Below are 10,330 nucleotides of genomic sequence, written 5' to 3' on the forward strand. Positions count from 1 at the left end.
AACAAACACCTTCTATAATACATTGATTAAATTGAGCTTTTCAAGAGACCGGGAACTGCTGGAAGTTGAGCTTCCCATCCGCGTGTAGACTTGTGAGCAAAGACAATGACACCAACTCCATGAGGCGCAAGAACCCTTTGACCTTCGGCCATTGCTTGTCCCATCATCCTCTCAAAATAGGCTTTATCCTTGCCCTTAATCTCATCCACAATACACTCGTCTGTCTTTGGTGTAAGCTTTTCCTTTGAGAGACCCAGTAAAGCGCGTTTCAGCCATACGAAGAAGAAATCCGACAGATCGGCGTAAGGTACAGCATCATAATACGGTGGATCTGTAAAAAAAATCGCAGCACTATCATTGGGTAGAGGATGAATCCCCGCTGACGCTTGCTCAGCATGTCCAGAAACATTATTTTGAGAAGCGGCTTGCTCAATTACGCGCAGAGCAAACGGAGCCGACCACTTCCAACTATATGCTTCACCACTAGCGAGATTTGCTTCCGCAAAGTCCCAAACTATTGGAATAGCTTGCCGACTGAATAGCGCCGTTATTCCTTGGTCATCATTTCCCCAACGAGTACATGAATTATTAAAATCACTAAGTTTACTCAATGAAAATGCTAATATCGTCTGAGCTGCGTCTGCCAACCCATCTCTATGGTACTGTGCTAACTCATGTCCTGCTTCCTGAATCAGCCGTGCTAAGGTAGTAAGTGCCAATGCCTGTCGGAGAGTAAAAAGATCGCCCCACTCCTCCATACCATATAGTTGAACTCGAAAGCCAAGCGTACCTTGTGGGGGTAGTGGCTCATTCGGCACTAAACTTAAATCCCCTTGATGCGCTTTCTTTCGCCGTTCTAACTCCTCTTTAGCTCTATTTACAGCTTCAATATCTCTCTGTGTGGGCAAGCGATAAAATCGCCCCTGTATTTCAGGTTTTGTAACCACTACACAGAGAAGCCTTGCCTCTAATGCGCCACCCTTTCTACTCCTGAACTGCTGCCGCACAGACGCCACCGGTGTTGTGTATCCACAGCAAGGACAGGTTGCCGAACCACGCTTCACCGTTCCCGGTCTTTGTTCACTGGCCTTGGCGTTCTCGATAATCTCAAAATCAATCCGTTTTTCTTGAGGTTTTGGAATAATGCGCAGTGCCACCGAACGTTTTTCTTTCTTTGCCAACCAAAGCGACCGCATCAGCGGCACTTCCGCCCCACATCCAGGCCCTTCACACTGAATGGTTCTCGCCCAGAGATAGGCAATCGGCGTTGCGCCATCGGGGTCTTTGGGATAGAACTCCGCAAGTTCCTTCTCCGCTTCCTGCTTGATCCATGCGCCCCACTTGCGAACCTCATCCGCAAGGCGCTGGCCATATTTGGGGATATATTCCAACAACACCTTGTTGAGCAGCACTGGGATCGGATTCAGGTCCGAGGCGAATGCATCCGCCCCCACCCGCAAGGCTTCTAACGGAATAGAACCCCCGCCACAAAACGGATCAACCACTAGCGGGCGAGTCTCCGGTTCCCCGCCCAAAGCTTCATGCGCGGCTTGCGTCAAGGCGCGAGCGGTTTCCAAGTAATCCTTGTCCGTGGAGTTGTCCCAGTTAGCAAAATCGGCGATGAAATCCAGTAGCACCCGCTGTAAATCCAGCGGATCGGCGAGTGTCTTTGCGCCGTTCTGAATCGCCACGAAACGGGAATAGGATTCCTTGCTCACTTTCCCGAGATGCTGATTCGCCCAAGCCGTCATCCGCTCCCGCGCGGTATCCAGGAACCGGTAAGGCCGAACGATGACTGAGCCATCCCCCACCGGAATTGCTTCCCCTCGTTCCGCCCAGGCCGTCAAATCCACCGGATCGGGCCAGAGCGAGGCGCAGATCACCGCCCGACATGCGGCCAGCGGTCGTCTTGCCCACCAGATATGCAGCGTAGAGATATGACCGTGCCGAATCGACTTTTCCCGCCGCGCATGGGCCGAAATCCGGGCGATTGGCAAATCCACTTCAATCAGGCGCTTAGGGTATTCGTTGTGCATAGTGAGAGTCATGATCCGAGGACTGCTTTGGGGTGAATCTTGTACTGCTCAACCTTGGTGACCGGTTGCCAGTCGAGTTGCACCGGGTTTTGATACGGATGGAGTTCCGGCTGAGAGGCGCAGTTAAACACCGCATAGAGCCAGTAATCTCCCTTCAACCGTTCCGCCGCCCGGTATTCATTGGCGCTCAGGAAGATTTCCCCGACGCCGGCACGGCCCTTCACTTCGATGAAGCGCACGTCGATAAAGCTCTTGGGGTCTTCCGGGTGAGGTTTGCGCGCGATCAGGTCAAAGCCCCGATTGTCGGCTTCCACGCTTTCCACCACGCAGCCCCGCGCTTCCTCATAGGCCCGTGCGGTATCCACGGCGATCCGCTCCACTTCATCATCCCGCACCATCGGCGCAATGTGCGGACTTTGCCGTTCCGGGTGAGGCAGCACCCGCGCCCGCCCGAGGTGAACCAGATCGGCGACCGTGCAGTGACGTTCCATGTCCAGTTCCTTGCGCCGCGATTCCAAGCGGTTGTTCAGTTCATCCAAGTGCTGTTCCGCTTGAGCGATGATCCCATCCAGGCCGGGGATGGTTTGCCCTTCTACTTGCCGGTTCAGGTAATCGGCCAGTTGTTCGTTCTGGCGGTCAATCAGGGCGTGCAGGCTGATTTCCACATGCTTCGAGACTCGCTCAATCTCGCGCGCCCGCTCTTTGGCATTCTCTTCCAACCAAGGCATTAGCGCTTGCTCATAGAGGAATCGTTCGGCGAGCGCACGAGCCGGCAGCGGCTCCGCTTCCAACGCCGGCGTTCCAGGGGGAGCAGGGTTAATGTCCAAAAACAACGTGGGTTGCCGGACGGCCATTTCCCCGCTGGCAGCCGTTTCCACGACAAACAGCCGGCGATGGAGGGTGTTCCCGCGCCCATCCTTGATGGAGGCGGCAAACAGATCGAGGACATAGGGTTCCGCGCGTTGAATGTCAAAAAACACCGCGCCGCGCTTGAGGTGTTCCTGGACCTGCTCCAAGGAGGCGTCGCGCACCACTTCAAAGAGCGGATGACCGGGCGTGACCCATTCCACAGTGGGATCGCGCTTGAGCAGGTCCTTATCGAAGACAATGCGGTGATAGTCCCGCCCCAGCCGGCCAAAGCGGGTTTCCAAAGCATCGCCGCGCTGGACGAGCAGCCGGGGAATCTTGCCGACCCGGTAGGCATGGCTTTCCGCGCTCGTGGCCTTGGGCCGAATCCCCACCACCGGACCCGCTTGCACGAAGAACTTTTCAATGGCTTCCGGGACCAGACGGCGTTCGCGGGCTTCCACCGACCGGCCCACAATCGCCGAGAGGTTCAGTTCCTTTTTGGCGAGGCCCTCCAAGGCCGACTCGGTAATGGCGCGGAAACGTTTGGGGTCCACGTCCCGGACAATCCGATCCTTGACGGCGCTTTCGTCCGTTCGCCGGGCATACAAATCCCGGAACAGCTTTTCCAGGAGATTCGCCGGAAACACTTCCCCGACCACATCGAACACCTGATCGGTTCCCAACTCCTTGCGGATCTCCCGCAGCCGGTCCAGGAGCTTTTGCAGCACCCGGCCTTCACGGGTGTTTTTGGCGACGAAGTTGAAGATCAGGCAGTCGTGCTCTTGGCCGTAGCGGTGAATCCGCCCCACCCGTTGTTCCAAGCGAATCGGGTTCCAGGGAATGTCGTAGTTAATCATCCGCGAGCAGAATTGCAGGTTGATCCCTTCCCCTGCCGCTTCCGTGGCGACCAGAATTTGGGCGCTTTCCCGAAACTCCCGTTCCGCGTAAATCCGCGTTCCGGGCGTATCGCGATCTCCGATCTTCATCCCGCCGTGAATCTGCGTGACGGTCAACCCCCATTCCAGCAGCTTGCCGTAGGGCCGACCATCCTTCCCATTGCCGGCCAGGTAATCCAGAGAATCCTTGTGTTCGGTAAAAACGAGAAGCTTCTTGCGAGAATCGGCGAAGAAGCCTTGCTCGTTCAGTACGCGCTTCAGTTTGGTGAGCTTGGATTCGACTTCCCGTTGCTCCAACTGGCGGGCCTGGTCAATGAGCAGGGTTAGGCGGGGAATCTCTTCCCGGAGGCTAGCCGGATCGACCGAGGCCACCACGTCTTCCAGTTCAGCCACGATCTCTTGCTGCTCTTCTTCGGTGAGATCGTCGAAATCATCGGGCAAGCGCTTGGTAATCTGTTCCTGACGGTAGGCGTCCGGGTCCGCGAGAATCTTTTCCCGCCGCTCCTTCATCCGCTCCAAGGTTCGCCGCACCGCGTAGAGGGTGGAAGCCATCCGGCGTTGCAGCATGGCCATGGTGAACCCCACCGCCCGACCCCGCGCCGAGTCATCCTGAGAGGCGCGAATGGATTGGTCTTCCACGTAGCGAGTCAACTGGTCATAAAACTCCAGTTCTTCACCATCCAATTCAAAAGCCGCAGTCACCACTTCGCGTTTGGTAAACAACCGCTCTACCGCCCCGGTTTCCGGGTCCGGGAAACTCACTAAGGCTTCCTTAATCCGCCGCAGGTAGAAGGGCGCTTCATGTTGCCGCATGGCCTGTTCGAGGCTTTTGATGTTGCCGTACACATCGCTATCCAGCAGGGCCAGGAATCGGCAGAAGTTTTCCGGGTCCCCCTTGTGCGGCGTCGCCGTCATCAGCAGGTAATGATCGGTCATCTCGGAGAGCTTTTCACCCAAGGCATAGGCCAGCGTCTTCCGATCATTGGCATAGGCGCTCATCTTATGGGCTTCATCCACAATGATCAGGTCCCAGCGAGAGCGCAGCAGACTTTCCCGCGCATCCTCTCGCGTCGAAACCCACGAGATCGAGGTCACCACCTGAGATTTTTCTTGCCAGGGGTTTTGGCCGTAGTTCGCCCGGAGCACATCGCCCCGCACGATCTCAAAGTTCTCGCGGAACTTGTCTTTCAGTTCCCGTTGCCACTGAAACGTCAGATTGGCCGGAGTGACGATCAGAGTTCGCCGAACCAGACCACGGGCCTTCAGTTCCTTGAGCAGCAGGCCCGCCATAATGGTTTTGCCCGCGCCGGGGTCATCGGCCAGCAGAAAGCGAATGCGGGGCAGCTTCAGGAAGTAGTCATAGACCGCTTCCAACTGATGTGGGAGCGGATCGACCCGCGCAATGGAGAGGGAAAAGTAAGGGTCATACTCATAGGCAAGGCCGAGGCGATGCGCTTCCACCCCCAACCGAAACAGGGCGGCATCGCCATCAAACGGTTCCTGTTCCGCCGAGACCGTCAGCCGGGCCAGTTGCTCCACACTGAAAATCGGATCATGCGTCAGTCCGGTTTTGGTTCCCCGCCCGATGACCTTGAGCGAAGACCCCATAGGCACGACGGCCAGCACCTCAATCGGTTCCGGGATCAGCGATCCGCTCACCATCATCCCCGGTCTAATCGTTCCTTCTGACATCCCAGCTCCATCCCACGATTGTTCCTCAAGTGAGTGTACCTTTCTCAAGCAGGATACACACCCTGGATACCTAGCAAATTATCCCATTCTTTGAAAGGTCAAGTTCCCATCACCGCAAACTACCTCATATCCACCCAAAATTCCCAGATCGCCCGAACGAGCCCGGCAACAACCGAACCCCGCAGCGTTCTTGGCCGGACTCTGACTTCCATTCCAGCGCTAACCAAACTCTCCCCGAACCGAGTTCCCACCAACCAAGCTGAAGCCCGCCCCTAGAGATCGCCCGAACGAGCCCCGCAACAACCGGACCCCGCAGCGTTCTTGGCTAGGCTCTGACTTTCAATCAAACATTAACCAAACGCTCCCAAACAGGCACACCCAAACCGAGCCAAAAACGCCCCCCGTAGAAGTGTAATTAGCATGGAGCTGACAAGCGCCGCGACCACGGGCAATCCCAAGCGGGCAAGCTACGAAAAAACCCCAAGGGCTACGCCACTAGTAATACGCAGGACTGTTGACACCTACTCTTTCAACATCTGACGGACACCTTCATGACTAACCCCCAGAGCCGATGCAATCTCTCGCAAGGACTCTCCTTTTGCCCGCCGTAGCCGAGCTTCTACCCGGCGCTGTTCCGCCGTTTCCAGATAGGTCGCCCGATCTACCGCTTTGCGGTTGCGTTCCCGGTGACGCTGAGCCGCTTCCCCCGCCGAGATGATGGTCTTGAGGTGCGGGGTTTCCGCATCCTGGATCTCAAACAGTTCCTGGAGTGTGCTGTTCTTCGGGGTATAGAGCGGCGGATACATCCGCCCGCCGAACTCGATTTTCTCCCCGGCCTCGTAAGCTTGCGCCTTGCGGTAGAGGGTCGAGAGGATGGAACGGACTTCCTTGCTAAAGTCGGGACAGACTTCCCGAACCAGGGCTTGGGCCTCCTGAAACAGTTGGCTGGAATGCACCGCCCCGGAGAGGAGGAGGAAGTTCAGACACCAGTGCAAGTATTTGGAACGGTAGCCGTGCGGAACCCCGCTCTCCATCCAGCCCCGTAGCCGGGCCAAGGTGCGCAAATCTTCCAGCCGATCCCAGGCCAGTTGCCGCCCGGAGAAGGCGCGGAGGTTCCCGGTCTTCCCGCCCGGCAGTACGGTCAGCCGGGCGCGGCGTTCTGCCTTAGCCTTCCGATCATCGCGGATCGTTTCCCGCGCGAGCGGTAGAATCGTTTCGGCCAGGAACTCAAAGTTGTAATGCTGGACTTCCCCATCCCGTTCATTCACCCAAAGCACCCGCACCCGCTCCCCGGAGCGGGTGTTGACGGTATCCACCAGCCGCAGCAGGCGGCTGGCGTCCCGCGCCCCCGGATCAGCCCCGAAGGGGGCCAGGCGGGCGACCAGTTGCTTTTGCACCGCGTTCCAGCGCGGCAAGGCGGCGCGCGGTAACGGGCGCTCCAGCAACCACTTCACTTGCAGACCCCGCCCGCTGTAGAGAATCAGCGAGGGAGCCGGGATGCCTTCATCCAGGCAGTAGCCCCACACCCGGTGAGAGAGCCATTCGGGAGGATTACCGTTCCAGGGCGTTTTATAGGTGTCGAGATCGACGAAGCACAGGTTCAGCCGCAGCAGGTAGACCACCCGGCGATTGGGTTTGATGAACTCCGCTTGGGATATCCAGGTGTCCCGCTCCTGATCGAGCGCCTCAATCACCGTGGGCAGGTCGCTCAGGCGATAGGCGCGCTGGATTTTGGAACTGAGGCGCGGCAGCGCTTCCAGTCGCGCCCGCAGCTCATCAATCTTCAGAGCCGGGGGATCAAACAGCGTCAGTGGCGTTGCCAGTTGGGCGACCAGTTCGAGTTTGAGTTGCCGGCGTTGCGCCGCCACCCGCGCGGCGCGGGCCGCTTGTTCGGGATCGGCCCAGAGCAGGGTAAAGAAACCCCGGTCCCCGGCATGGTGATAGAGCGCGGCCTCTTCCGGGCCGGTGAGCAGCGGAAATGATTCAGGTTCGGCCTGCATGACCGGTCCCCCGCCCTTGAATCGGCGATAGGGACTGGCTACTATTAAAAGCGCCGATGCCCCACGTTATACGCGAACTCGGTACAGCGCCTCGTAACCTTCTGCCGCTCAAAGCTTTCGGGTTACGGGGCGCTGGCGTTTTAGCACCCATGATGCGTGTCCTTTGTTGTTTCACCTTTCGTTACAAGATAGTGACTGGCTGGCGAAACTGCCACTTTTTACCGGTGTTTTCGTTCTATCTCGCCACCCCTTTTCAAAAGTGGGATGGAACATCCCCCTGTTGGGGCGGCAGGCCGTACCAAGCCCCCCTACCCTGTCCATGCCGCACCAGAAGCCCCCGTTTAACCAGTTCAGCAAGCCTCACCTTGACCGTAGGCCGAGGCGCACCGGTCAGCTTTTCAGCTTCACCCGTGGCGATTCGCCCTGAAACGCGCACCTGTTCCAGGATCGCCAGCGCGTCAGGATGCAAGCCCTCCACACGCGGATCGCGGGCAATTTTGGCCGCAAGGCGATCCTTTTGCTGCTTGAGCGACCGCAGGAAGAAGAGCAGCCACGGTTCCCAATCGGGCGCATCACTGGCGAGCGTTCCTTGGGTTCGCCGCAGGGCCAGGTAATAGCCGTCTTTGTTGTGCTCAATCACGCTTTCGAGCGAGCTCAACGGCACATAACCATAGCCTGACTGAAGCAAGAGAAGCGTCGTCAACACGCGCGAGAGCCGCCCGTTGCCGTCTTGAAAGGGATGAATCGCGAGGAACTCCACCACAAACATCCCGATCACCACCAGCGGATGCAGACTGGCATCCGCGAGCGCTTCGCGCGTCGAGACCAGAAGTTCTTGCATCCTGAGCGGCGTGTCAAAAGGCGAAGCCGTGGCAAAGATGATGCCCAGGCTTTCGCCCTGAGACCCAAACGCTTCAACATGATTGGCGAGCTTCTTGTAATCGCCCCGATGACGCTCATCTTTGCGGGCGTGCCGAAGCAGCCGGGCATGAAGCTGTTTGACGTGGTTTTCCGTTAGGGGAATCGCCGAATGGCTCTCAAAGAGCGTGTCCATCACTTCGGCATAGCCCGCGACTTCCTCTTCATCGCGGCTAACAAAAGACTGTTGTTCTAGCCGACCGAGGAGCGCTTCCACTTCCCGGTCAGAGAGCTTCGCCCCCTCAATCCGGGTTGAAGAGCCGATACTCTCAATCGTGGCGACGCGCTTTAAGACCGCGAGCCGTTCCGGCGCGAGCGCCGTCATGGCCCGCCAGGCTCCCTTAAATTCGTCAATTTCGGCGATGAGCCGCAGCATTTCCGGCGCGATTCGGAGCGATCCTGTTTTCATAGTTTAGCCATTTTCCTATCCATAGCGGCTTATAAATATCCAATTATAGCCAATCAGGCAAGCGATATATCCAAATAGCAACTTCGGAGAACCGACAGCAAGGCGAACTTTTGCCGGAATGCCTACTGTCGAAACACGCGCGAAACGAGCGCGCACGTTTCTGTTAACAAATAAACGAGCGCGCGTTTATTTGTCTTCATTCCACATCTAATTCTGGAATTGCGCCTTTGGAGGTTATCGCTTCAGACGATCATCGGGTTCCCACCCCATCCACTCAAGCCCGCCTAACGCGACGAGAGCCGGGCGGAAAGGCAAAAGCCTTGATTCATTGCCATTGAACCTTTTCACGCGTACCTGGGAATTACTGAGCAAGTAAACGGCTCTTACAGGATGTGGTTATCCAGTTTTTTGGTAGTCCACCGCGATAACTCAGAATGGCATCACATTCTAAAATGAGCCACGACCGATTTCAGGACGACCCATTGATTCGGGAGTACAACTCATGGCCCCCCCGAAAAAACCCGTGCGAACCGATGTTCGCTTTGATTTTGTGGACCAGCTCCCCAACAAGGTGCCACCGCTTGAGCAACAGCCCACCTCGCTGTTTCCCTTCCCGCCCCCCGTGGGACCTGCTGAGGCCACGTATTACTTTCCCATTCCGGTGATGCCGAGTGGAAACAACGCAACGGGCGTCTTCTTCCCGTCGGGCTTTACGTTTCCTAACAAGATCAACGTTATTCTGTATTTTCACGGGCACAAGGCGGGTGAATTCTCGACCATTAACGAGTACTGGAACGGGAATTTGCACAACATTCGCTTACGCGAAGACATCAATGCCACGGAAAAACAGGCTGTGCTGATTGCGCCGACCCTCGGCGCCAAGCCCGGCAGCGGCCTCAACTCGGACATGGGCATCTTTCGCAATGCGGGCGCGGCAGACAATTTCCTGGCGGAAGTCGTCAAGTGGATTGGTAAGTATGTTCCCCAGTATGTGGCAAAGAAACAGGTCCCCGAGATTGGCAACCTGGTACTCGCCGGCCATTCCGGGGCGGGGGGCATCCTGTCTCAGCAGGTCAAGACCATGAGTACCCCGATCTGCGAAGTCTGGGGATTCGATACGATGTATGGCCAGGGCTCTCGCTCCATCCTGGTCAAAGGGAAAAAGAAGGACGAAAACATTGATGTCGCTGGCGAATGGATCCTGTCGGCTTTCCTGCACGACATCCCTGTTGGAATGGGGATGGTGTCAAACTGGCTCCCGATTCTGATTCCGAAACTGCGTCCGGCCACGCAATTTTATTTCTACTGGGTGGGGCCGGATGATCCCGTGAAAGGGCGTTCCCAGGATCTTCAGGAGAGGGTCCGGAAAATGGGACTCCACAACGTGACGGTCATCGAAAGCGCCACCGTCGGAGGAAAAACGTATAGCTGGGAAAATCATTTTGGGACCGTGACCGTCAATTTCAGGAAGCGAGTCGCCGCCGCGAGTTGTTTTTGATACATGGACCCGGTTGGAGTCCTCGTTCCCAA

General features: G+C 57.0%; 5 protein-coding genes. 1 reads left to right on the forward strand and 4 read right to left on the reverse strand.

The window, feature by feature from the left end:
* Positions 1 to 26: 26 nt before the first annotated feature.
* The 4 genes from BN874_RS00670 to BN874_RS00685 form a co-directional block, all read right to left on the reverse strand.
* On the reverse strand, positions 27 to 2,048 hold the full coding sequence (locus BN874_RS00670) for a DUF1156 domain-containing protein (RefSeq protein ID WP_051497256.1): 2,022 nt from the start codon (positions 2,046 to 2,048) through the stop codon (positions 27 to 29).
* Entirely contained in the window at positions 2,045 to 5,473 is a 3,429-nt protein-coding gene (locus BN874_RS00675; RefSeq protein WP_034430168.1) for a helicase-related protein, read from the reverse strand. The genes BN874_RS00670 and BN874_RS00675 overlap by 4 nt, the downstream gene beginning before the upstream one ends.
* Positions 5,474 to 5,994: 521 nt before the next feature.
* Positions 5,995 to 7,473 (reverse strand): hypothetical protein, encoded by a 1,479-nt coding sequence (locus tag BN874_RS00680; RefSeq protein WP_051497257.1) that lies wholly within the window; start codon positions 7,471 to 7,473, stop codon positions 5,995 to 5,997.
* A 253-nt stretch (positions 7,474 to 7,726) separates the two neighbouring features.
* Positions 7,727 to 8,800 carry a Fic family protein gene (locus tag BN874_RS00685; RefSeq protein ID WP_034430169.1) on the reverse strand — a complete coding sequence of 358 codons (1,074 nt, stop codon included), beginning with the start codon at positions 8,798 to 8,800 and terminating at the stop codon, positions 7,727 to 7,729.
* Between the two features lie 502 nt (positions 8,801 to 9,302).
* Here BN874_RS00685 and BN874_RS00690 point away from each other — a divergent pair.
* Positions 9,303 to 10,298, forward strand: coding sequence for a hypothetical protein (locus tag BN874_RS00690; protein ID WP_034430170.1), 996 nt, complete (start codon positions 9,303 to 9,305; stop codon positions 10,296 to 10,298).
* The last annotated feature ends 32 nt before the right edge of the window (positions 10,299 to 10,330 follow it).

Source organism: Candidatus Contendobacter odensis Run_B_J11 (genome assembly GCF_000531125.1).
In the GTDB taxonomy this organism is placed as follows: Bacteria; Pseudomonadota; Gammaproteobacteria; order Competibacterales; family Competibacteraceae; genus Contendibacter; species Contendibacter odensensis.

Excerpts from the sequence above, each read along its gene's own strand:
- BN874_RS00670 (WP_051497256.1), bottom strand. The coding sequence starts at position 2,048 with ATGACTCTCACTATGCACAACGAATACCCTAAGCGCCTGATTGAAGTG.
- BN874_RS00675 (WP_034430168.1), bottom strand. The coding sequence starts at position 5,473 with ATGTCAGAAGGAACGATTAGACCGGGGATGATGGTGAGCGGATCGCTG.
- BN874_RS00680 (WP_051497257.1), bottom strand. The coding sequence starts at position 7,473 with ATGCAGGCCGAACCTGAATCATTTCCGCTGCTCACCGGCCCGGAAGAG.
- BN874_RS00685 (WP_034430169.1), bottom strand. The coding sequence starts at position 8,800 with ATGAAAACAGGATCGCTCCGAATCGCGCCGGAAATGCTGCGGCTCATC.
- BN874_RS00690 (WP_034430170.1), top strand. The coding sequence starts at position 9,303 with ATGGCCCCCCCGAAAAAACCCGTGCGAACCGATGTTCGCTTTGATTTT.